The 23,901-nt window shown below is 70.7% G+C and carries 11 protein-coding genes; 8 read left to right on the top strand and 3 right to left on the bottom strand.

Annotated elements, in window-relative coordinates:
• Positions 1–12 precede the first annotated feature (12 nt).
• The 8 genes from AB3X43_RS08460 (at position 13) to AB3X43_RS08425 (ending at position 19,602) form a co-directional block, all read left to right on the top strand.
• On the top strand, positions 13–1,434 hold the full coding sequence (locus tag AB3X43_RS08460; RefSeq protein WP_369429403.1) for a GAF domain-containing protein: 1,422 nt from the start codon (positions 13–15) through the stop codon (positions 1,432–1,434).
• Positions 1,434–3,587 (top strand): biotin/lipoyl-binding protein, encoded by a 2,154-nt coding sequence (locus tag AB3X43_RS08455; protein WP_369429402.1) that lies wholly within the window; start codon positions 1,434–1,436, stop codon positions 3,585–3,587. Before AB3X43_RS08460 ends, AB3X43_RS08455 begins: the two co-directional genes overlap by 1 nt.
• Entirely contained in the window at positions 3,584–5,563 is a 1,980-nt protein-coding gene (locus tag AB3X43_RS08450; protein ID WP_369429401.1) for a preprotein translocase subunit SecA, read from the top strand. Before AB3X43_RS08455 ends, AB3X43_RS08450 begins: the two co-directional genes overlap by 4 nt.
• Positions 5,524–6,492 carry an efflux RND transporter periplasmic adaptor subunit gene (locus tag AB3X43_RS08445; RefSeq protein WP_369429400.1) on the top strand — a complete coding sequence of 323 codons (969 nt, stop codon included), beginning with the start codon at positions 5,524–5,526 and terminating at the stop codon, positions 6,490–6,492. The genes AB3X43_RS08450 and AB3X43_RS08445 overlap by 40 nt, the downstream gene beginning before the upstream one ends.
• A gap of 18 nt (positions 6,493–6,510) precedes the next feature.
• Positions 6,511–14,748: a cadherin domain-containing protein gene (locus AB3X43_RS08440; protein ID WP_369429399.1), complete on the top strand. Its 8,238-nt coding sequence runs from the start codon at positions 6,511–6,513 to the stop codon at positions 14,746–14,748.
• On the top strand, positions 14,745–17,288 hold the full coding sequence (locus AB3X43_RS08435) for a hybrid sensor histidine kinase/response regulator (protein ID WP_369429398.1): 2,544 nt from the start codon (positions 14,745–14,747) through the stop codon (positions 17,286–17,288). The genes AB3X43_RS08440 and AB3X43_RS08435 overlap by 4 nt, the downstream gene beginning before the upstream one ends.
• 10 nt (positions 17,289–17,298) lie before the next feature.
• Positions 17,299–19,092 carry a putative bifunctional diguanylate cyclase/phosphodiesterase gene (locus tag AB3X43_RS08430; RefSeq protein WP_369429397.1) on the top strand — a complete coding sequence of 598 codons (1,794 nt, stop codon included), beginning with the start codon at positions 17,299–17,301 and terminating at the stop codon, positions 19,090–19,092.
• Between the two features lie 96 nt (positions 19,093–19,188).
• Positions 19,189–19,602 carry a DsrE family protein gene (locus AB3X43_RS08425; protein WP_369429396.1) on the top strand — a complete coding sequence of 138 codons (414 nt, stop codon included), beginning with the start codon at positions 19,189–19,191 and terminating at the stop codon, positions 19,600–19,602.
• Here the strand turns inward: AB3X43_RS08425 and AB3X43_RS08420 are convergent.
• The 3 genes from AB3X43_RS08420 to AB3X43_RS08410 form a co-directional block, all read right to left on the bottom strand.
• Positions 19,592–21,145, bottom strand: coding sequence for a methyl-accepting chemotaxis protein (locus AB3X43_RS08420; protein WP_369429395.1), 1,554 nt, complete (start codon positions 21,143–21,145; stop codon positions 19,592–19,594). The genes AB3X43_RS08425 and AB3X43_RS08420 overlap by 11 nt on opposite strands.
• A gap of 95 nt (positions 21,146–21,240) precedes the next feature.
• On the bottom strand, positions 21,241–22,362 hold the full coding sequence (locus tag AB3X43_RS08415) for a YeeE/YedE family protein (RefSeq protein WP_369429394.1): 1,122 nt from the start codon (positions 22,360–22,362) through the stop codon (positions 21,241–21,243).
• 91 nt (positions 22,363–22,453) lie between these two features.
• On the bottom strand, positions 22,454–23,734 hold the full coding sequence (locus tag AB3X43_RS08410; RefSeq protein ID WP_369429393.1) for an FCSD flavin-binding domain-containing protein: 1,281 nt from the start codon (positions 23,732–23,734) through the stop codon (positions 22,454–22,456).
• Positions 23,735–23,901 lie beyond the last annotated feature (167 nt).

The following is a 23,901-nucleotide window of genomic DNA, read 5'->3' as shown; positions in this document are numbered from 1 at the left end:
TGAGTCTGCCCCATGCCTGTCCTGATCCGTCCCGCTGCCGTTGCCCGCCCCGCGCTGCCCGCCGCTGCGGCGGACACGGGTCTTCCCGCGGCGGGTCGCACAGCGCTGGCGCTGCAGGCGGCCCTGCTGGGCTGTCCGGCTTTCGAGGACGGCGCGCGCGTCGCCGTGCGCGAACTGGCGCTGCGCCTCGGATTCGACCGGGTCTCGGTGGCGCTGGCGCGGGAGGGTGCGTTGCAGCTGGCGGCCGTGTCCGATGGCTCGGCCACCGACGCGGCCACGCCCGCGCGGGCGCTGCTGCTCGCGGCGCTGGGCGAGACCTTCGACCAGCAGGCGGGCGTCGTCTGGCCCGAGCCGCGGGGCCACACCGGTGTGCCGCGCATCACGCGGGCGCACCGGGCACTGGCGGCGGTGCGTGGGGATTGCGCCGCCGGCGTGCCGCTGGTGGTGCAGGGCGCCTTGTTCGGTGCGCTGTGCTGCGAGCGCCGCGGCGGCGTGCCGGTCGATCCGGATGAACTGGCGATGCTGGAGCAACTGGCGAGCTGCATCGCGCCGGTGCTGGCGCTGCTGCGCGACCGCGAGCGGCCGTGGTACCAGCGTCTGCAGGCGGTGGCGGCGACCCGCGTGGCGCCGTGGCGCCGCGTGTCCCTGGTCAGCGCCGTGGTGCTGGCGCTGGTCGGGCTGGCCTGGCCGGCCGATGTGCACCTGGGCGGACAGGCGCGACTCGAAGGGGCCGTGCAGCGCGTGCTGGCCGTGCCGGCGGACGGCTTCGTGCAGCAGGTCCATGCCCGCCCCGGCGACAGCGTGCGCGCCGGGCAGGTGCTGGTGGAACTGGCGGATCAGGACCTGCAGCTCGAACGCCAGCGCTGGCAGAGCCAGCTCGCGCAGCACCAGGACGCCTGGGCCACCGCCAATGCCCGCGCCGACCGTGCCCAGCTGGTCCAGAACCAGAGCCGCATCGACGAAGCCCAGGCGCAGCTCGACCTGGTCGAAGCCCGCCTGCAGCGCGGCCGGCTGGTCGCGCCCTTCGATGGCCTCGTCGTGCAGGGGGATCTCAGCCAGCAGCTCGGCGCGCCGGTGCACCAGGGCGACGCGCTGATGACGCTGGCGCCGGGCGACCGCTTCCGCGTCATCGTCGAGGTGGACGAGCGCGACATCGCGCAGGTCCGCGTCGGCCAGACCGGCACGCTGGCGCTGACGGCGCTGCCCTGGCAGACGCTGCCGCTCCGGATCACACGCATCAGTCCTGTGGCGCGGGCGGTGGAGGGCCGCAACGTGTTCGAGGTCGAGGCGGCCTTGCCGGAGCGTCCGGCCGATCTGCGGCCCGGCCTGCAGGGCCAGGCGCAGATCGACGCCGGCCGCGCCGCGAACGGCTGGCGCTGGACGCGGCGGCTGGTCGAATCCGCCCGACTGGCGCTGTGGTCGTGGTGGGGCTGATGGACGTGCCGCTGCACAGCGCGCAATGGTTCCGCGTGGCCGGGCTGCGGCCGCGGCTGGACGAACAGGCGGCCGTGCAGCGCATGGTGGTGCGCGGGGCCGTCTGGCAGGTGCTGACGCGGCCGGATGGCGACCGCAGCGTGCGCCTGAACGCCACCGCCTGGGTGACGATCGGCCGCTGTGACGGCCGCTACACCCTGCAGCGCCTGTGGGAGATGACATTGGCCGAGCTGCGCGACGACGCGCCGACGCAGGACGAGCTGCTCGGCCTGCTGGCGCGGCTGCACCGGACCGGCTTGTTGAGCTTCGACCGGCAACCCGACTTCGGCGCGCCCTCGCCCGAGGCCGCCACCGACCGCACCGCCGCCGATGCCGAGGCGCCTCGGCAGTCGCTGCTGGCGTGGCGCATGCCCTTCGGCTGCCCGGATACCGGACTCGGCTGGCTGGCTGCCCGGTTGCGCTGGCTGTTCACGCCCGTTGTGCTGGTGCTGTGGCTGCTGGGCGTGGGCGCTGCGCTGGTCGCTGCCTGGCCGCATGCGGCCGAGCTGTCTGCCCAATTGCATGGCAGCCTGGGCACGCCGCGCGGCCTCGCCTGGGCCTGGCTGGCCTACCCGGTGATGAAGGTGCTGCACGAAGTGGGGCACGGGCTGGCGATCCGCCACTGGGGCGCACGTGTGCCGCAGTGGGGCGTGACGCTGCTGATGGGCACGCCGGTGCCCTACGTGGACGCATCGGCCACCGCCGCGCTGCCGAGCCGCCGCCAGCGGGCGGTGGTTGCGGCGGCGGGCATCCTGGTCGAGCTGACGCTGGTGGCGCTGGCCCTGGTGGTCGCGCTGGCGGTGCAGCCCGGCGCGCTGCGCGACCTGGCGCTGGTGGTGGTGGCGATCGGCGGGCTGTCGTCGCTGCTGGTCAACGCCAATCCGCTGATGCGCTTCGATGGCTACCACCTGCTGTGCGATCTGGCGGACCTGCCGAATCTGGCGCTGCGCAGCGCGTCGCACTGGCTGCATGCCCTGCGCACCCGCGTCTTGCGGATTCCGGGCGAACCACCGGTCGTCCCGCTGCCCGGTGAGGCGCTCTGGCTGTGGGCCTACGCGCCGGCGGCGCTGGTGATGCGCTGGAGCGTGGCGCTGGGCATGGGGCTGTGGCTCGCGTCGGTGTCGTCAGTGCTGGGCGCGCTGGCGGCGCTGTACTTCGGCTGGACGCTGGTCGGACAGCCGCTGCGGGCGCTGGGGCGCTGGCTGGCGGGCTGGTCGCTGGCACCGGCCGAGCGGCGGCGTGCCGGCTGGTCGCTCGCGGCGCTGGCGCTGTGCGTGCTGGGGCCGGTGCTGGCCGTGCCGCTGCCGGATGCCGCGCTGGCGCAAGGCGTGCTGTGGCCACCCGAGGACGCACTGGTCCGCACGCAGACCGCCGGCTTCGTCGAGGCCGTGCTGGTCGCCGAAGGCCAGACGGTGCAGCGCGGCGACCCGCTGCTGCACCTGTCCTCCCCGACGTTGCTGGCCGAGCGCGAGCGCCTGGCCGGGCGCATCGAGGCGTTGCAGGCCGACCGCTTCCAGGCGCTGCGGCTGGACAAGGCGCAGCTCGTCTCGGTCGACCACGCGCTGCAGGCCGCCGAGGCCGAACTGGCGCAGACCGAGGAGCAGCTCGCCGGACTCACCGTGCGCGCGCAGGCCGGTGGCCCGGTGCACCTGACCGGCATGGACGATCTGCCCGGACGCTGGCTCGTGCGCGGTGCGCTGCTCGGGCATGTCGACACCGGTGAACCTGGGTTGGTCCGCGTGGTGGTCGCACAGGCGGACGCGGCCGTCATCACCGCCCACCACGGACCGGTCGATGTCTGGCTGATCGGTTCGGCCTTGCCGCCGATGCGCGGGGCGCTGGTCGGCACCCCGTCCGGTGGCGGAGCACCACTGCCGAGCGCGGCGCTGGGCGAGCGCCACGGCGGCGGCATCGCCACCGATCCGACCGATCCGCAAGGGCTGAAACCGGCGCAGCCCGTGCTGCAGGCCGATGTGCGGCTGGAGCGGGCCACCGGCGAGCGCATCGGTGCCCGTGCCTGGGTGCGCTTCGAGCAGGGCCGGGTACCGCTGGCCTGGCAGGCTGCCCGGGCCCTGCAGCAGCAACTGCTGCACCACCTCTCCCCGCATCCATGACGACCACCGCCGCGACCACCGCCTTGCTGCCCCGGCCCGGGCCGCTGCTCGGGGCCTATCCGCTGCGCGGTCCGTCGCCACCGACGCCGTGGTCCGGCGGCTGGTGGCGCCGCACTGCCGCACCACCGCCGGTGCACCGGGTGGCGGCGATCCGGGCGCAGCAGGCGCGCTGGGCGGCGCTGAGCGAGCTGGAGTTCCGCGCCCACCTGCGCCGCCTGCGGGCCCGGCTGGCGCGCGACGGCTTCGGCGGCGCGCAGCGGGTGCGTGCGCTGGGCTGCGTGGCGGCAGCGGCGCAGCGGGCGCTCGGCCGCAATCCCTACGACACCCAGCTGCTCTGCGCCGAAGCCCTGCTCGACGACCACCTCGCCGAGATGGCCACCGGCGAGGGCAAGACGCTGGCGGCGGCCCTGGCCGCGGCGGTGGCGGCGCTGGCGGGCGTGCCGGTGCACGTGATGACCGCCAACGACTACCTCGCCGCCCGCGACGCCGCGCAGCTCGGTCTGCTCTACGGCGTGCTCGGCCTGCGCACCGGCGTCGTGCTCGGCAGCACCGCGCCGGACGCCCGCCGCGCCGCCTACGCCTGCGACCTGACCTACGCCACCGCCCGCGAGATCGCCTTCGACCACCTGCGCGACCGCGCCCACCTCCGGGCGCAGGGCAGCGAGCTGCAGCGCTGCGCGTCCCGGCTCGCGGGCGAGGCACCGCCGCCGCTGCTGCTGCGCGGGCTGTGCATGGCGATCGTGGACGAGGCCGACAGCCTGATGATCGACGAGGCCACGATGCCGCTGGTGCTCGCCGAGACGCAGGACGACCCGGGCCACCGCGCTGCCTGCTTCCAGGCGCTGATGCTGGCGCGTCGGCTGACCCCTGGCGAGGATCTGCATCTGGATGCCGAGCGTCTCGCAGTCCACTGGACCGACACCGGCACCGAGCGGCTGGAGCAGTGCGCCGACGGCCTGGGCGGCGCCTGGCTGAACCGCCGGCACCGCCAGGACCTCGTCGGCGCGGCGCTCGTGGCGCTGCACGGGCTGGAGCCTGACCGCCACTACCTGGTGCGCGAAGGCCGGGTCGAACTGCTCGACGCCGTGACCGGTCGCGCCGCGCCAGGCCGGGTCTGGGCGCGCGGGCTGCAGACGCTGGTCGAGCTGAAGGAAGGCTGCCCCGTGACACCGCCGACCCGCACCAGCGCGCAGACCAGCTACCAGCGCTTCTTCCTGGGCTATCTGCGGCTGTCGGGCATCAGCGGCACGCTGGCCGAGTGCCGGGCCGAGCTGCGGGCTGTCTACGGCCGGCAGATCGTCGCGGTGCCGCTGCGGCGGCCAGGGCAGCGGCAACTGGCTGCGCCGCGCCTGTTTGCGACCGGGCAGGCGCGGGCCGAGGCGATCCCCGCGCGGGTGCAGGCGCTGGTCGCGGCAGGCCGCCCGGTGCTGATCGGCGTCGACACCGTGGCCGAGGCGCAGGCGCTGTCCGGGCGGTTGAGCGCCGCAGGCGTCGAACACCAGGTGCTGGACGCCCGCCACGATGCCGACGAGGCCGCCGTCGTCGCGATGGCCGGGCAGGCTGGCACCGTGACGGTCGCGACCCGCATGGCCGGGCGTGGCACCGACATCGAACTCGGTGCCGGAGTGGCCGCGCGCGGCGGGCTGCATGTGCTGTGCTGCCAGGACAACGTCTCGGCGCGGCTGGACCGGCAGTTCATCGGCCGCGCCGCGCGCCAGGGCGATCCGGGCAGCGCGGAGGTCTGGCATGCGCTGGATGCCTCGATCTGGCAAAGCGGCGGGGCTTCAGTCGGCCTGCTGCGGCGCCGACAACAAGATGGGCAAGGGGCGCTGGTGGTGCCCGCAGCGGTCGTGCAGGCGTGGAACCGGCGGTTGCAAGGGACGCACCAGGAACAGGGCATGCGGCAGCGACGCCGCTTGCTGGAGCAGGACAGGACATGGCAGACACAACTCGAATTCACGCACTTGCACGCCTGAGCGCGCGGGCGATCTCCATCTCCGCCGTGCTGGCCGCGGTGGCACTGGTGGCACCGGTGGGCCATGCCTTGGCGGCGGCACCTCTGCCCGGCACGGTCACGCTGCCGGTGTCGCCGGCCGCTTCTGCGCCGGCACCTGCCACGCCACGGTCGGCCAAGCCCACGCTCGGTTGCCTGATCAGCCCGGAGCGGGTGGCCGATGTCGGCTCGCCGGTGGTGGGCGTGGTGTCGGAGATTCCGGTGGACAACGGCACCCTCGTGCAGGCCGGCCAGCCGCTGGTGGTGCTGCGGTCGGATGTCGAGCAGGCGGGGCTGCACGCCGCCCAGGCCCGCAGCGCCATCGAGGCCGATGTCTACGCGGCCAAGGCCAACCTCGTGCTCGCGCACCAGCGCCATGCGCGCGCGGTCGAGCTGCTGAGCGAGGGCTTCGTCTCCGCGCAGGCGGTGGAGCAGGCGCGCGCCGAGCGCGACGTGGCCGACCAGAAGCTGCAGCAGGCCCGCGGCCAGCAGGAGGTCAGCCAGCAGGAGCTGCGCGTCGTGCAGGCACAGCTCGGGCAGCGCACCGTGCGCAGTCCCTTCCGTGGCGTGGTGGTCGAGCGCTTCGTCAATGCGGGCGAGCGGGTCGAGGAAAAACCGCTGCTGCGGCTGGCGATGCTCGATCCGCTGCGGGTCGAGATCGTGATGCCGGCCGGCCGCTGGGGCAGCGTCGCGGTCAACCACACGCTGTCGGTGGTGCCGGAGCTGCCCGGCGCGGTGTCGATGCCGGCCCGGGTCACCCATGTCGACAAGATCATCGACGCGGCCAGCAACACTTTCCGCGTGCGCCTGTCGCTGCCCAATCCGGGCAACCGGCTGCCGGCCGGGGCGCGCTGCAAGGTGGACGAGCCGGGCCTGTCGGCCACCTCGCTGCCCGCACGCGGCAGTCTCTGAGTGCCGGACGCCCTGCGCATGCCACCGTCCGCCGCCCGTGTCCGCTCCCGCGCCCTGATGGAGGCGCTGGAGCCGCGCATCCTCTACTCGGCCGATCTGGCTGCCGTGGCGGCCTTGGCCGGCAGCGGCGACGTGGGGTGGACGCAGGAGCAGCGGCTGCAGACCGCGGCGCCGGTCGTGCACCAGACGGCCGTCCGCACCGAGATCGCCTTCGTGGACCTGGGGGTGCCCGATGCCCGGTCGCTGGTCGACGGGCTGCTGGCGGAGCGCGCGGCCGGCCGGCCGATCGAGGTCGTGACCATCGCCACCGACGCCGACGGGCTGGCCGTCATCGGCCGCACGCTGGCCGAGCGGCAGGCCGCTGGCGAAGTCTTCGATGCCGTCCACGTCTTCAGCCACGGGCAGGCGGGCGTGGTGCGGCTGGGGGCGTCGACCCTCGATGCCGACAGCCTGCTGCGGCGCGCGGGCGAGATCGCCGGCTGGGGCAGCGCGCTGACCGCGCAGGCCGACCTGATGCTCTATGGCTGCGATGTCGCCGCCGGCGCGAGCGGGTTGTTCCTGATCGAGGGGCTGGCCGCGCTCACTGGCGCCGACGTGGCGGCCAGCGACAACCTGACCGGCAGCGCCGCCCGCGGCGGCGACTGGCTGCTGGAGCAGCACACCGGCCAGATCGAGGCGACCGTGGCGGTCGATGCCGCCTTGCAGCAGCATTGGGACGGTGTCCTGGGCAGCGAGACGCAGATCAACCTGACCACCACCGGCGACCAGAACACCAATGCGGAAACCCGTGGCAGCCAGCAGGCCGTGACGCTGGACGCCGCCGGCAACTACACCGTCGTCTGGACCAGCAGTGGCCAGGACGGCAGCGGCAAGGGGGTCTACGCGCGCCGCTTCGCCTACGACGGCACGGCACTGACTGGCGAGATCCAGGTCAACACCACCACCGCCAATGACCAGCAGAACGCCCGCATCGTCGGCGACAGCGCCGGCAACTTCGCGGTGGTCTGGTCGAGCAGCAACCAGGACGGCACGGCTTCCAGCGTTTACTTCCGCCGCTTTGCCGCCGATGGCTCCGCGCTGACAGGTGAGATCCGCGCCAACGCCACCAGCACCGGTGCGCAGTCGAATGCCGTGCTGGGCATGAACACCAGCAACGGTGCGCTGGTCGTGGCCTGGGAAGGGGCCGGGCCGACGATTGGCACAGTCTACTTCCGGCGCTTCGCGGCCGATGGCACGGCACTGGACGCGACCGATCGAGCCGCCAGCACCGTGGGCGGCGAGGCCGACGCGGCCGTGGCCATGGATGCGACCGGGCGCTTCGTGGTGGCCTGGAACCGCGCCAGCCACATGTACTTCCAGCGCTTCGATGCCAGCGGCACGGCCGCAGGGGGCATCACGCAGGTCGACAACAGCCTGTCCAGCAGCGTCGGAGCTTCCATCGCGATGGACAGTGCCGGCAACTTCGCGCTGGCCTATACCGAGACGAGGTTCCTCAAGGGCATCTGGGGCCGCGCCTACTACGCCGACGGCAGCAGCCATGGCACCTGGTTCTATGCCGACTCTGCCAGCGATGCCACGAGTCCGTCGATCAGCCTGGCCGCCGATGGCACGGCGGTGGTCGTCTACCAGAAGTCGGGGGACGGCAGCAGCATGGGCATCTACGCCCGCGTCGTGAACGCGAACGGCACCTTTCCGTCTGGCAGCACTGCCTTCCTGGTCAACCAGACGACGTTGGGTGACCAGCTCTCGGCCTCGGTGGCCGTGCACGACGCCAGCCACTATGTGGTCGCCTGGAGCGGCGAGGGGGCGGTGGACACGCAGGGGGTGTCTGTGCGCACCTTCGAACCAGCGAACGCCGCGCCGCAGATCACCAGCAACGGCGGTGGGGCGGCGGCGGCCGTGTCCGTGGCGGAGAACACCACCGCCGTCACCACCGTGCAGGCGAGCGACACGGACTGGCCGGTCCAGACACCGACCTACGCGATCACCGGTGGGGCCGACCAGGCGGCGTTTGCCATCGACAGCCAGACGGGTGTGCTGACGTTTGTCGTGCCGCCGAACTTCGAACTTCCGACGGATGTCGGTGGCGACAACGTCTACAACGTGGTCGTGAGCGCCAGCGACGGACTGCTCGCCAGTGCCCAGGCGCTGTCGGTGACCGTCACCAACGTGAACGACAAGGTCAGTGCCCGGCCGGACACCGTCACCACCCCCTACCAGACCACCACCAGCATGGACGTGCTGGCCAACGATCTGCTCGGAACCGGCACCACGCTCACGTTGCTGGACCTGGTCCAGCCTGCCCATGGCCAGGCCACGATTTCCGCCGGACAGGTGGTCTACACCCCCGACGCTGGCTACGTCGGCAGCGACACGCTGCAATACCGCGTGATCGACGGCAGCGAAGGGCTGGGCGGCTACTGGTCGCTGGACGACAACATCGGCAGCCATGCGGGCGAACCCAGCCCGGTGGCCGGCGTGCACGGGCAGGCGCTGCAGTTCAACGGCGTCGATGACCGCCTGGCGCTGGCGGGCGTGTCCTACACCAATGAATTCACGCTGTCCTACTGGTTCAAGCTCGCCGGCAACAGCGGCATTGGCTACCAGCAGCTCTATTCGGACGGCGTGGTCGGAGTCCAGAACAGCCTCAACACCTACTTCATCGAAGATGCCACGCTCACGGGGGGCGGCGCCCAGAACGTTCTGCGCACGGTGATCCTCGATGCCAATGACACGGCGAATCTCGCTGGCCTGGACATCTCCGCCACCGGCCTGGCGGACAACCAGTGGCACCAGTACACGCTGACCACCGCGACCGGCACCGGCTCGTCCGTCTACATCGATGGCGTCCTGCGTGCCAGCAGTGCCCAGGGCGGCGACGCGCTCGCGACGAATGGCAACGTGCTGCTCGGCACCGACAGCACGCTCAGTGCCACGCGCTTCCTGAGCGGCTCGCTCGACGATGTGGCGCTCTACGACCACACCACGCCTGCGGCGTCCGTCGCCGCACTGGCGAGCGGCCCCGGCGACGTCGGTACCGTGTCGATCGATGTGGTGCCGGTCAACACGCAGACGCCGGTGATCACCTCAGGTGGTGGTGCCGATGCGGCGACGGTCAGCCTGGCCGAGAACGGGACCGCCGTCACCGTCGTCACCGCGACCGATGCCGACGTCGGCGGGCCCGCACTGCGCTACACCATCGTCGGCGGTGCGGACCAGGCGCTGTTTTCCATGGACGCGGCCAGCGGTGCTGTGGCCTTCCTCACCGCGCCGGACTTCGAGCAACCCATCGACACGGGTGCCGACAACGTCTACGACCTCACCGTGCAGGTCAGCGATGGCCTGCACGTCGATACCCAGCAACTCCGGGTGGTGGTCACCGATGCGAACGAATACGCCATCGGGCCGGTCACCGACGCCAACTCCGGCGCCAACGTGGTCGGCGAAGATGCCGCGATCGGCACGGTGGTCGGCCTCACTGCGTCGGCGGTGGATGCGGACGCGACCAGCAACGCTGTCACCTACGCGCTCACGGACAACGCAGGCGGGCGGTTCGCCATCGGTGCGAGCAGCGGCGTGGTGACGGTCGCCGGCGCGCTCGATGCCGAAACAGCCCTGCGCCACACCATCGTCGTGCAGGCGACCTCTGCCGATGGCAGCGTGTCGAGCCAGGCCTTCGACATCGCGGTGCAGGATGTGAACGAATACGCCATCGGGCCGGTCACCGACGCCAACTCCGGCGCCAACGTGGTCGGCGAAGATGCCGCGATCGGCACCGCCGTCGGCCTCACTGCGTCGGCGGTGGATGCGGACGCGACCAGCAACGCTGTCACCTACGCGCTCACGGACAACGCGGGCGGGCGGTTCGCCATCGGTGCGAGCAGCGGTGTGGTGACGGTCGCTGGCGCGCTCGATGCCGAAACAGCCCTGCGCCACACCATCGTCGTGCAGGCGACCTCTGCCGATGGCAGCGTGTCGAGCCAGGCCTTCGACATCGCGGTGCAGGATGTCAACGAGTTCAGCGTCACCGTGCCGATCGATGCCAACAGCGCCGCCAACGCGGTGAACGACAACGCCGCGGTCGGCACGCTGGTCGGCATCACGGCGTCGGCGCGCGATGCCGATGCCGCGCAGAACCAGGTCACCTACGCGCTGGCGGACGATGCCGGCGGGCGGTTCGCGATCGACGCGGGTACCGGCGTGGTGACGCTGGTGCGCAGCGTCTTGGCCGATGGCGGCAACACGCTGAACCTCGTGCTGCAGGCCACCTCGGCCGACGGCAGCGTGGCGACGCAGGCGCTGGCGGTCGCGGTGAACTCGACCAACCTGTCTGCGCCCGTGATCCAGTCCGACGGGGGTGGAGACACTGCGGTGCTGGCCGTGCAGGAGAACGCCAGCGGTGCGGTCACCACCGTGGTGGCCACGGATGCCGACGTGTCCGGTGCGCCATTGAGTTACCAGATCGTCGGTGGTGCGGATGCGGCCCGCTTCACCCTGGATGCCGCCACCGGCGTGCTGCGCTTCGTCGCCACGCCAGATGCGGAACTGCCGCTCGATGCCGGGGCCGACAACCGCTACGACCTGATCGTGCAGGCCAGCGACGGGGTGCGGTTCGACACGCAGGCGTTGAGCGTGGTGGTGCTCGATGTCAACGAGATGGCCGTCAGTGCCGTCACCGACGTGAATCCGGCGGCCGACACGGTGCAGGAGAACGCGGCGATCGGCACGGTGGTGGGTGTGCAGGCGCGGGCGGTCGACGGCGATGCAACCAACAGCACGGTCACCTATTCGCTCGACGACACGGCCGGCGGGCGCTTCGCGATCGATGCCCGTTCGGGCGTGGTGACGGTGGCCGGGCTGCTGGACGCCGAGACGGCGCAGAGCCACACCATCGTGGTGCGCGCGGCATCGAGTGACGGCAGCGCGACCACCCTGGCGCTGGCCATCGCCGTGCAGGACCTCAACGAATACGGCGTCAGCACCATCACCGACGCCGATGCGCAGGCGAACAGCGTGCGCGAGGATGATCCGGTCGGCACCGCCGTCGGCCTGACCGCGCGGGCGCAGGACCTCGATGTGACCACCAATGTCGTCACCTACTCGCTCGCCGACGACGCCGGCGGGCGCTTCGCGATCGATGCCACCACGGGGGTGGTCACCATCGCCCAGGCGCTGGATGCGGAGACGGCGCAGAGCCACAGCGTCGTCGTGCGTGCGTTGTCGGCCGATGGCAGCGTGCAGTTGCAGGCGTTCAGCATCGCTGTGCGCGACGTCGATGAGTTCGATCTGGTCGCGATCAGCGATCTGGATGCAGCGCCCGACAGCGTGGCGGAAAGTGCCGCCATCGGGACGGGCGTGGGCATCACCGCGCAGTCGATCGATGCCGACGTGACCAACAACACCGTCACCTACACGCTGGACGACTCGGCCGGCGGGCGCTTCGCGGTCGATGCCGCGACCGGGGTGGTGACGCTGGCGCGTGCAGTGCAGGACGAGGGCGTGGCCACGCGCACGGTCGTGCTGCGTGCCACCTCCGCCGATGGCAGCACGGTGGCCGCGTCGTTTGCCATTGCCATCCTGCCCGTCAATGGACACGCGCCGGTGATCGACTCGGACGGGGGAGGTGCGAGCGCCGCGCTCGCGGTCGACGAGGGGCAGACCGCGGTGACGCAGGTGCTGGCGCATGACGACGACCTGCCGGCCGACACGCTGCGCTATGCGATCTCGGGAGGCGCCGATGCCACCCGGTTCACGCTCGATGCGGCCACCGGTGTGCTGCGGTTCGCCGCGGCGCCCGACGCCGAATCACCGCTCGACCAAGGGGCCGACAACGTCTACGACGTGACCGTGCAGGTCAGCGACGGCCTGCACACCGACGAGCAGGCCCTGCGCATCACCGTGCAGCCGCTCAACGACACGGCACCGGTGATCACCAGCGACGGCGGCGGTGCCACGGCGCTGCGCCATGTCGATGAAAACACCCTGGCCGTCACGCAGGTCCAGGCCCGCGACGCCGACCTGCCGGCCGACACGCTGACCTACGCCGTGTCCGGCGGTGCCGATGCCGCGCTGTTCACGGTCGATGCCGCCACCGGCGCCCTGCGCTGGCGTGCCGCGCCGGACCGCGAGACACCCCGCGATGCGGGCGCCGACGGGGTCTACGACGTGACGGTCAGCGTCAGCGATGGGTTGCACACCGTGTCGCAGTCGCTGGCGGTCCTGGTGGACAACGTCGACGAGGCGCCGCGGCTGGACATCAACACGCTGGCGATTCTCGAAGGCGGCACCGCCCGCCCGGTGCTGGTGGCCAGCGATGTCGATTCGCCTGCGGCTGCGCTGGTCTACACCGTGCTGGACCTGACGGGCGGTCGCTTCGAGCAGACCACTGTGCCGGGCGTGGCCGTCACGCGCTTCACCCAGGCCGAGGTCGACATCGGCGCCATCCGCTTTGTCGCCGACGGCAACGAGGCCGCACCAGGCTACCGGCTGGCACTGGCCGATGCCACCACCGTGCTGGCGCCACAGGCCGCCCAGGTGGCCTTCACACCCGTGAACGACGCGCCGGTGACCACGGCGGTCGATCTGGGTGCGGTGGACGAGGACAGCGCGCGCGTGATCACCGCGGCGGACCTGCTGGTCGGTGCCAGCGATGCCGAGGGCGATGCGCTGTCGGTGTCGAACCTGCGGCTGACGGGCGGCGAGGGCACGCTGGTCGATCTGGGCGGAGGCCGCTGGCGCTTCGACCCGGCCGTGGACTGGCATGGCGCGGTGACGCTGGCCGGCGAGGTCAGCGACGGGCAGGCGCGCGTGGCGCTGGGTGCGTCGCTGCAGGTGCGTGCCGTCAACGACGCTCCGCACATCGTCAGCGGCGGCGGTGCGGCCACCGTGGCGCTCGACCTGGCGGAGAACCTCGCCGAGGTCACCACGGTGGTCGGCACGGACGTCGACGCCGATGTGCCGCTGCGCTACGCGGTGGTGGGAGGTGCCGATGCGGCGCGGTTCCAGATCGATGCGGCCACGGGCGTGCTGTCCTTCCGCCAGGCTCCGGACCATGAGCGGCCGACCGACGCCAATGGTGACAACCGCTATGACGTGACGGTCGAGGTCAGCGATGGTGCACTGACGGCGCAGCAGGCGCTGCAGATCACGGTGACCAACGTCGACGAGGCGCCGGTGGTGACGCGCAACACGGTGCTCGTCACCGACGGAGCCGTCACGCTCGTGCTGCAGGCCAGCGACCAGGACACTCCGGCGACGGCACTCACCTACCGGGTGGACAGCGTGCAGGGCGGGCAGTTCGAGCAGGTGGCCGCGCCGGGCAAGGCGGTGACTGCGTTCACGCAGGCCGATCTGGACGCCGCCCGCGTCACCTGGGTCGCCGCGCCAGCCGGCGGCACCGCCGCGGCCTTTGCGCTGCGCCTGAGCGATGGGCATTCGGAAGTGCGGATCGGCTCGCCGACGCAGCAGCACCAGGCCGCGGCCGCGGCGGTCGAGATGACCGTGGCGGCCGTGGCCGCGGGCGACACCCGTGCCGCGTCTGCGGCGGGCGACAGTGCCGCCACGGCGACAGCGGCGGCGGCTCCGGTCGGGGCTGTCGCGCGGCGTGTCGATCCGGGGCTGCCACTGTCGCCGGACACCTCGGGCGATGGTGCGCTCGGCCCCGGCCTGCACGCGACCGTGGACACCGGTCCGGCGCGCGGGGGTGGCGTCCGATCGGAGGCGGTCGATGCACCGGTGATCCACTCGCCGGTGGCGCGCGCAGCCGCCGCCGTGGCCGAACTGCCGGTCGACGTGGTGCTGGAGCTGCCGTCGGAAGGTGCCGATGCGCCGAAACGGCTGGTGAACGACGCGGACCTCTGGGGCTCGCGTTCCGCCACATCGCTGGCCCAGCAGATGGACCGGCTGCGCGAGGAGGTCGCCGATGCACAGCAGGCCGGCATGGTCTCGCTGGCCTCGACGGCGCTGGTCTCGACCGGGTTGTCTGTGGGCTACGTGATCTGGCTGGTGCGCGGGGGCGTGTTGATGACCAGCCTGATGTCGGTCGTGCCGGCCTGGGCGGGCATGGACCCGTTGCCGGTGCTGGCCGAGATGCGCCGCCATGCGTCCGGCGTGGTGGAGAAGGACGGCGCCGATGCCGATGACGACGATGGGGGCAATGACCCGATCGAGAGGCTCTTCGGCAAGGCCCGCAGCCTGCTGACCCGCCCGGCTGCCGGGTCGCTGGCCACACATGAACCGCCGGAGATGTCCGCATGAAGTTCCGCATGAGGCCCTTGTCTTCGCGCTTCCACCTGGCGCTGGGGCTGAGTTCGCTGGTGGTCAGCGTGCTGCTGATGGCGCAGTTCATCGGGCTGTTGCCCGACCGCGATGCCCCGCTGCGGGCTGCCCGTGTGTCTCTGGCGGAGACGGTGGCCGTGAGCAGCATGGCGATGCTCGACGCGCAGGACCACGACCGGCTGAAACAGGTGCTCGACTTCGTCGTGCAGCGCAATCCGACGCTGCGCGCGGTGCGCCTGCGCCGCGCCGATGGTGCGCTCTACCTGCAGGCAGGTCTGCCTGGCGCAGAGACCGCACCGGAGGCCGCGGTGCCCGACAACGGCCATGCCGCGTCCACCGACACCCATCTGCGGCTGCAACTGCTGCAAGGCAGCGCCCCCTGGGGGCAGGTCGAGTTGCAGTTCGATCCGCTGCACAACACCTCGAACTGGCGCTCGTGGCTGGGATCGACCGAGTTGCTGGTGGCCGCGATCGCGCCGAGCTGCTTCGGGCTGTTCTACTTCTACCTGCGCCGGATGCTGCGCCACCTGGATCCGTCCAAGGTGATCCCGGGCCGCGTGCGCGCGGCGTACGACACGCTGGCCGAAGGGCTGATGATTGTCGATCCGGCCGGCCGCATCATGCTGGCCAACCACACGTTCAGCGAGGTGGTCGGCAAGGCGTCGGAGGTGCTGTTCCAGATGCCGGTGGCGGATCTGGGCTGGCTGCAGCCGAGCCTGCCCGGCCACCCGGACACGCCGTGGCACCAGGTGCTCACCGACGGCCAGTCGCGGCGCAACGTGCTGATGCACCTGACCGATGCCGGGGGGCGCGCCCGCACCTTCATGGTCAACGTTTCGCCGGTCACGGGGGCGCTGGGTTCGGTGGCCGGCACGCTGATCAGTCTGGACGATGTGACGATGCTGGAGGAAAAGGAAGTCCAGCTCCGCCTGGCCCGTGATGAGGCCGAGGCCGCCAACCGCGCCAAGAGCGACTTCCTGGCCAACATGAGCCACGAGATCCGCACGCCGATGAACGCCATCCTGGGGTTCACCGAGCTGCTGCGCCGCGGCTGGCAGAACAACCCGCAGGACACCCGCCGCCATCTCGACACCATCCTCGGCAGCGGTCGCCACCTGCTGGCGCTGATCAACGACATCCTCGACCTGTCCAAGGTCGAGGCCGGGCGGCTGGAGGTGGAGTGCGTGGCCTGTCCGGTGCACCAGGTCGTGCAGGAGGTGGCCGACATCATGCGGCTGCGCGCCGACGAGAAGGGTGTGCGGCTGGTCGTCGCCTTTCCCGAGGCGCTGCCTGCCACCGTGCGGACCGATCCGGCCCGCGTGCGCCAGATCATCACCAACCTGATCGGCAACGCACTGAAGTTCACGTTGCAGGGCGAGGTGACGGTGACGCTGCGGATGGCCGGGGCCTGCGCAACCAGTGCTGCGCGGCTGGCGATCGACATTGCCGACACCGGCATCGGCATCCAGGCAGACAAGCTCGATGCGATCTTCGAGCCGTTCGTGCAGGCCGAGGCTTCGACCACGCGCCAGTTCGGCGGCACCGGGTTGGGACTGGCGATCAGCCGGCGCTTCGCCCGCGCGCTCGGCGGCGACGTGACCGTCAGCAGCACGCCAGGGCAGGGCAGCACCTTCCATGTCACCCTCGACACCGGTGCGCTCGACGGTCTCGACTGGCTGACGCCGGAGATGCTGCTGCTCGTGCAGCGACCACAGGCGGCCAGTGGCGCAGCGCACTGGCAGTTCGACGCCGGCCGTGTGCTGGTGGTCGATGACGGCGCCGAGAACCGCGAACTGGTGCGGCTGGTGCTGGAGTCGGCCGGGCTGACGGTGCTGGAGGCGCACGACGGCGCGATGGCGCTGGACGTGGTGGAACGCGAGGCGCCGGACCTCGTGCTGATGGACGTGCAGATGCCGGTGATGGACGGCTACACGGCCACCCGCGTGCTGCGCGAACGGGGTCGCACGCTGCCGGTGCTGGCCCTGACCGCCAACGCGATGAAAGGCTTCGAGCACCAGATCGAGGCCGCCGGCTTCACCGGCTACCTGACCAAGCCGGTCGACATCGACGCGCTGCTGGCCGAGCTGGCGGGTCGTCTGGGCGGGCGCCAGGTGGCGGGTACCTTGCCGGAGCGGACCATGGCCGGCGCGGCCACGGTGCCCGCATCGGCGCCGGAACCGGCCGAAGGCGCCCCCATCGTTTCGCGCCTGGCCGACCATCCGCGCCTGGCGCGGGTGGTGCGCACCTTCGGTCGCACGCTGCCGGACAAGCTGGTGGCCATGCAGTCGGCCCTGGACGGTGGCCGTCTCGACGACCTGGCCGACCTGGCGCACTGGCTCAAGGGCGCAGGCGGCACGGTCGGCTTCGACGTCTTCTTCGAGCCGGCCCGTGAATTCGAGCGCCTGGCCCGCGCCGGTGAACCGGCCGAACTGGAGCGCGTGATGCGCCAGATCCAGGCGCTCGCCCGCCGGATCGTGATTCCCCATGGCGAGGCGGCCGCGGCCGCCACCCTTGCCTGAGACCCTGCGCATGTCTGCACCACAAACGTCCGCCCTGCCAGTCCCGTCCGAATCGACCCAGCTGCCCCAGCCGACGCTGTCGGATGTGACCATCATGATGGTCGACGACGAGCCGATGATGACCGACGTCGCCCAGGCCTATCTGGAGGACGCGGGCTACACCCGCTTCGTCGCGGTCCACGACCCGCTGCAGGCGATGGACATCGCCCGCGCGCAGCGGCCCGGGCTGATCCTGCTCGACCTGATGATGCCGGAGCTGAACGGCTTCGACCTGCTGCGCCTGATCCGACTCGACGAGCGGCTGCGCTACACGCCGGTGATCGTGCTGACGGCGGCCAGCGACCCGGCCAGCAAGCTGCGCGCGCTGGAGCTGGGTGCGACCGAGTTCCTCTCCAAGCCGGTGGACGCCAGCGAGCTGAAGATCCGCGTGCGCAACAGCCTGGCCTTCAAGGTCTACCAGGACCGCCTCGCCAACGACGACCCGCTCACCGGCCTGCCCAACCGGCGCGTCTTCGTCGAGCAGCTCAAGGCGGGACTGGTGCGCGCCCGCTACAGCCGCGGCACGCTGGCGCTGCTGCACCTGAACCTCGACCGTTTCCGCCAGATCAACGACACCCTGGGCCACGGCACGGGCGATCTGCTGCTGGTGGCGGTGGCCGAGCGGCTGCGCCAGACCACCCGTGCGACCCACAGCCTGCTCGGTCAGCGCCTGGGCGATGCGCCGTTCCTGGCGCGGCTGGGCGGCGACGAATTCGTGCTGCTGATGCCGGACATTCCTTCGCCCGAGGCGGCCAGCCGGGTGGCGCGCCAGGTGCTGGACGCGCTGTCGCGTTCCTTCCATGTCGATGGACAGGACGTGTACCTCACGCCCAGCATCGGCATCTCGATCTTTCCCGACGATGGCACCGATGATGCCTCGCTGCTGCGCAACGCCGGCGTGGCGATGCAGCACGTCAAGGCCAGCGGGCGCAACGGTGTCGAGTTCTACAGCGAGAAGATCAACACCGTCTCGGTCGAGCGGCTGCTGCTGGAGACGCAGCTGCGCGGCGCCATCGAGCGCGACGAACTCGTGCTGCACTACCAGCCCAAGGTCGACCTGCGCACCGGCCACATCGTCGGCGCCGAAGCGCTGCTGCGCTGGCAGCATCCGGAGCTGGGGCTGGTGGCGCCGGGACGCTTCATCCCGATCGCGGAGGAGTGCGGGCTGATCGTCGAGATCGGCGAATGGGTGATCCAGCGCGCCTGCGCGCAGCTGGCGCAGTGGCGGACCGAGCACCGGCTGGCGGTGCGGGTGGCGGTCAACGTGGCGCGGCACAGCGTCGTGTCGGGCACGCTGCTCGACATCACCCGGGACGCGCTGCAGCGCCACCGCGTGCCAGCCAGGCAGCTCATCCTCGAACTCACCGAGAGCATGCTGATGGACCGCGTCGAAGCCACCGCGGCCAAGTTGCACGCGCTGCGCGCGCTGGGTGTGGAGCTGTCGATCGACGACTTCGGCACCGGCTATTCGTCGATGAGCTACCTCAAGCAGTTCCCGGTGCAGGAGCTGAAGATCGACCGTTCCTTCGTCAAGGGCACGCCCGGCGATCGCACCGACACCGCCATCGTGCGGGCGCTGGTCGTGCTGGGCCACAGCCTGGGCATGCGCGTCGTGGCCGAGGGCGTGGAAACCGAGGAGCAGCGCGTCGCCATGCAGGCACTGCACTGCGACTGCTACCAGGGTTTCCTGTGCAGCCCCGCGCTGCCTGCCGACGCGTTCATTGCCAAGGTCCGCGACGTGAATGGAACTCCTGCAAGCGCCTGAGTCGACCGGAGGCGCTCCAGGCGCAGGCGATTTGAGGCACCATGGCGCGGCAGACCGATGGACGGTCTGCCTGAAACCGAGACAAGGAGACGCCCCATGAAACTCCACACGATGCTCGCTGCTGCCGTGCTGTCGCTGGCCAGTCTGGCTGCGCTGGCGCAGGACAAGGTGGTCTACCACGTCAGTGACTCCGCCACCCAGGCACTGGCCGCACTGCGCAATGTCCGCAACCACCTCGACACCGATCCCACCGCGCAGATCACCGTGGTGACCCATGCGCAGGGAGTCGATTTCCTGATGGAAGGTGCGAAGGACCGCAACAACGTGCCCTTCGACGCGACGGTGGCCGCGCTGAAGAACCGCGGCGTGACGTTCGAGGTCTGCGAGATCACGCTGCAGAATCGCAACCTCCAGCGCGATCAGTTCATCCAGGAAGCCGACTTCACCCCTTCAGGCGTGGTCCGGCTGACCAAGCTGCAGCACCAAGGCTACGCCTACATCAAGCCCTGACCAGGCTGGCGCTGCTGCCCAGCCGGAAGACCGACATCGCGCTGACGAGCTGCTGTGCCTGCTCCTTCAGCAGGTCGGCGGCCGCCGCACTCTCCTCGATCATCGCGGCGTTCTGCTGGGTGACCGAATCCATCTGGGTCACGGCCTGACCAACCTGGCTGACGCCTTGGCTCTGCTCGGCGCTGGCGGTGCTGATCTCGGCCATGATCTGGTTCACCTGCTGGATGGAGGTGACGATCTGCTCCATGGTGCGGCTGGCTTCCTCGACCAGCGTGCTGCCCTGCTGGACCTGCTCGACGCTGCCGGTGACCAGCACCTTGATCTCCTTGGCGGCACTCGCGCTGCGGTGCGCGAGGTTGCGCACCTCGGTGGCCACGACCGCGAAGCCGCGGCCTTGCTCGCCGGCACGGGCCGCTTCGACCGCGGCATTGAGTGCCAGGATGTTGGTCTGGAAGGCGATGCCGTCGATCACCGAGATGATGTCGGTGATCCGGACCGAGCTGGCGTTGATGCCCTGCATCCGCTCGGAGACCTGCGCCATGACTGCACCGCCCTTGCTGGCAATGGTGCAGGCGCCCTGCGCGAGCTGATTCGCTTGCTGCGCGCTGTCGGCGTTGTGGCGCACGGTCGTGCCGAGCTGCTCCATCGTGGCGGAGGTCTGCTCCAGCGCGCTGGCCTGGTCCTCGGTGCGACGGCTCAGGTCGTTGTTGCTCTGCGCGATCTGCACGCTGGCGCTGGCCACCTGCTCGGCGCTGCACTGCACGCCGTGCACGATGCGGCCCAGGCTGGACTGGATCTGCTGGATCGCCTGCAGCAGCTGGATGGATTCGTCGCTGCCTTCGGGGCGGATCAGGTTGGTGAGATTGCCTTCGGCGAGCTGGTGGGCGGCGTCGACGGCCAGCGTGATCGGGCGGGTCATGCGCCGCGCGAGCCAGAACGCCGTCACCATCATGGCCATGGCGGCTGAAATCAGCACGGCCATGACGATCCAGCGGGTGTGTTCGATGCTGCTGGTCGCCTCGGTCTTGAGCCGGCTGCCGGTCTGCTCGATGCCGCTCGACAAGGCGGACATCTTCGGTTCGAGTGCGAGAAAGATGGTCTGCAGCGCCGCGGAGGACGCCATGGCCGCCTGCGGATCGGACCTGACGGTGGCCAGCATCTTGCGTGCGGTCTCGGTGTACTGCTCGACCATCGGCTTCGCCTGCTGCAGCACCGCCTGGCTGTCCGGGTCGATGGGCAGCGCCTCCAGTTTGGACATTGCATCGTGGAAGATCCGCGCGTGTTCCACCAGACCCTTCTCGGCCTGACCGATCGTGTCCACGTCGTTGCGCAGCGCGCCGACCAGCGCAAGCTGGGCGTCACCGCGGATGGCGTCGTGCATCATGTCGGCTTGCTGGCTCGCCTGCAGCGCCATGCTGGACATGGCCGCGGCATCGAGTTCCTGACCTAACCTGACATTGGTCAGCAGGCCCATACCGCCCACCATGGCGGCCATGGCGGTGCCGGCCAAGCCGAAGGTGATGATCTGGGTGCGCATTTTCATGGAAATCTCCTGCAGGGTGCGTGCATGGTGGCGCGATTGCTGACAGCCCGTTCCTGAAAAGACGACACGGAATCCGGCCTTCCTTTCCACGCTTGTCAGGGTCGTGCATAGCTCGCGCTCAGTTCAGGATCCCCGTGCGGGCGCATCGGCGGGGCGGGCCGTTTCGATTCTTCCGGCCGATCCAGCAACCGGTCGGTCAGCATCGCCGCACCCCACATGGCCGACAGCGTGGTCCACGCGGTCAGCGCGAACACCGCTGCCCCCGACACGCCCGCGCCGACCGCGCAGCCGCCGGCCAGCATGCCGCCGAAGCCCATCAGCATCGCGCCGGCGATGTAGCGGCGCATGGCCTGTCCGCCCTGGAAGCCTTCCAGCTTCCACTCGCGCCACAGCAGCGCCGACAGGAAGGCGCCCACCGCCACGCCCGGCAGCAGCCCGAGATCGAACTTCAGTGGCTGCCCTGGCGGCGAGAGCACCAGCATCAGCGTGTCTGCGGCCGGGCCGGTGAACGACAGGCTCTGCACCGGCACGATCAGGTCGAAGGCCTGGCGCGACATGGCCCAGGTCAGCAGCCAGGCACCCGCCACCACCACGCCGACACCGATCGCACCGAACCAGCTCCAGAAGCGCACCCGCTGCCGCCGCGCCCAGACCAGTGCCGCGACCAGCCACACGCTGCCAAACAGCAATCCGCCGAGGTGGCCCGCGCCGGTCAGTGCCAGCAGGTCGCGCGAGGCACCGCCTTCGACCGTCCACCAGCCGGCGATCGCCGTGCGCAGCGGCGACAGCAGCCCCGACAGCGCCGACTGCGCCGTCACCGCGAACACGAGGCCCGACAGCAGCGCCCGCAGATTGCCTTGCGCTGCCAGCACCAGCAGCCGGCTGGAGCAGCCCCGTGCCAGGATCATCCCCGCGCCAAACATCGCGCCGCCGACCACGGCGCCGGACAGGCTGCCACGCCCGGCGAGTTGCCGTGCGCCGCTGGCGTCCAGCCAGCCGAGCTGGATGAAGGCTTGCGTCAGCAGCACTGCGGTGGAGAAGGTGAACAGCCAGACGGTGAGCTTGCCCTCCTGCGTGCCGCGGGAGAACTCGATCACCGCCGAGCGCAGGCAGAAGCGTGAGCGGTGCGCGAAGAAGCCGAACAGCAGGCCGATGACCGCGCCGGCCAGCGTCACGGTCCACATCTCGCCCAGGTGGGCCATGAGCGATTCCAGCATTGCCGTCTCCATCGTTCAACATCGTTGATGACTGATATAAGACGGCGATGATGCAGCCAGGCCGCTGCACCGGACTTGAGGCAGGTCAGCCTCAGGTGAGCATGTCGGCCCAGATGTTCTTCGCCCAGGCGTCGGCGTAGCGGCCTTCCAGATCGGAGCGCACGTCCGATACACCTCCCGAGCCACCGATGGTGAAGAAGCTCTGCTTGGGCGCCTGGTATTCGTGGACGCTAGCGACGTGGATCACGTGCTGGTCGTCGACGAAGCTCATGCAGACATTGGTCAGCATCGGGTGCGGATTCAGCTCCATGCCCTGCAACTCGGCGACGATGGCAGCGGCTGTGACCTTGGCGTGCGAGTTGGCCATGTGGCCGGACTTGGGCATGCCCTGCGCGATCTGGATCGCATCGCCGATGACGTGGATGTCCCTGGCCGCCGTCGACTCGAAGTTCAGGAAGTGGACGTTGCACCAGCGGGCGTTGGCGTTCGCCAGCCCAGTGCTGACCGCCAGCGCCCCGGCGCGCATCACTGGCAGCACGTTCAGCACGTCCGCCTGCACGTCCTCCTGCACCTCGAACTTCACGGTGCGTGTCTTCGCATCGACGCCGACCGCCTTGTGCTGCGGCCGGTATTCAACCATGCCGCTGTACAGCTCCGCCCAGGCCTTCTTGAACAGCGGACCCTTGGAGGTCACATCCGGGTTGGCGTCGAGGATCAGCACCTTGGACCGAGGCTTGGCCTTCTTGAAGTAGGCAGCGATGACGCTGGCGCGCTCGTAGGGACCGGGCGGGCAGCGGTAGGGTGCCTCGGGGATGGTGATGGCATAGGTGCCGCCGTCGCGCATCGCTTCGAGCTGCTGGCGCAGTGCCACCGTCTCGGCACCGGCCTTCCAGGCGTGCAGGATCTGGCCGGATGCGTTGGCCGCCTTCAGCCCCTCGGTCTGCTCCCACATGAAATCGACACCGGGTGCCATCACCAGCTTGTCGTACTGCACGACGGTGCCGCCGGCCAGCGTGGCGGTCCTTTTCACCGCGTCCACCGACGTGACCAGATCGTGGACGATGCGCACGCCGTGCTTGTCGCTCAGCCCGCTATAGGGGTTGGTGATGTCGGTCATCTGGCGCTGGCCGCCGATCACCAGGTTCGACACCGGGCAGGACACGAACTGCCGGTTTGGCTCGACCATCATCACGTCGATGCTGTAGTCCGACAGCAGCCGGAGGTACTTTGACACGGTCGCGCCGCCGTAGCCGCCGCCGACCACGAGCACCTTGGCCCTGGAGGCGGAGGGGCGGTCGAGCAGCGAGGCGCAACCGGCCAGCCCGAGCGAGCCGCCGACGATCAGGCCCTGGAGGAGATGTCTGCGTTGCATGGTGGAATCCTCCGGGTTCACTGCTGCGGGTTCTGGGCGGCGAAGTACTTCGCCAGCGCTTCGAGCTGCTCCTGGGAGTAGCCCTTGGTGATCTGGTGCATGACCGTCGCCTTGCGCTCGCCGGAACGGAAAGCCATCAGCTGGGACAGGATGTAGTCCTGCGGCAG

Source organism: Sphaerotilus sp. (assembly GCF_041083715.1).
Taxonomy (GTDB): Bacteria; Pseudomonadota; Gammaproteobacteria; order Burkholderiales; family Burkholderiaceae_C; genus Sphaerotilus.
This window is presented reverse-complemented; position numbering and strand designations above follow the sequence as displayed.

Bases quoted from the DNA above. Each gene is read 5' to 3' on its own strand.
- AB3X43_RS08460 (WP_369429403.1), top strand. From the start codon at position 13: ATGCCTGTCCTGATCCGTCCCGCTGCCGTTGCCCGCCCCGCGCTGCCC.
- AB3X43_RS08455 (WP_369429402.1), top strand. From the start codon at position 1,434: ATGGACGTGCCGCTGCACAGCGCGCAATGGTTCCGCGTGGCCGGGCTG.
- AB3X43_RS08450 (WP_369429401.1), top strand. From the start codon at position 3,584: ATGACGACCACCGCCGCGACCACCGCCTTGCTGCCCCGGCCCGGGCCG.
- AB3X43_RS08445 (WP_369429400.1), top strand. From the start codon at position 5,524: ATGGCAGACACAACTCGAATTCACGCACTTGCACGCCTGAGCGCGCGG.
- AB3X43_RS08440 (WP_369429399.1), top strand. From the start codon at position 6,511: ATGCCACCGTCCGCCGCCCGTGTCCGCTCCCGCGCCCTGATGGAGGCG.
- AB3X43_RS08435 (WP_369429398.1), top strand. From the start codon at position 14,745: ATGAAGTTCCGCATGAGGCCCTTGTCTTCGCGCTTCCACCTGGCGCTG.
- AB3X43_RS08430 (WP_369429397.1), top strand. From the start codon at position 17,299: ATGTCTGCACCACAAACGTCCGCCCTGCCAGTCCCGTCCGAATCGACC.
- AB3X43_RS08425 (WP_369429396.1), top strand. From the start codon at position 19,189: ATGAAACTCCACACGATGCTCGCTGCTGCCGTGCTGTCGCTGGCCAGT.
- AB3X43_RS08420 (WP_369429395.1), bottom strand. From the start codon at position 21,145: ATGAAAATGCGCACCCAGATCATCACCTTCGGCTTGGCCGGCACCGCC.
- AB3X43_RS08415 (WP_369429394.1), bottom strand. From the start codon at position 22,362: ATGCTGGAATCGCTCATGGCCCACCTGGGCGAGATGTGGACCGTGACG.
- AB3X43_RS08410 (WP_369429393.1), bottom strand. From the start codon at position 23,734: ATGCAACGCAGACATCTCCTCCAGGGCCTGATCGTCGGCGGCTCGCTC.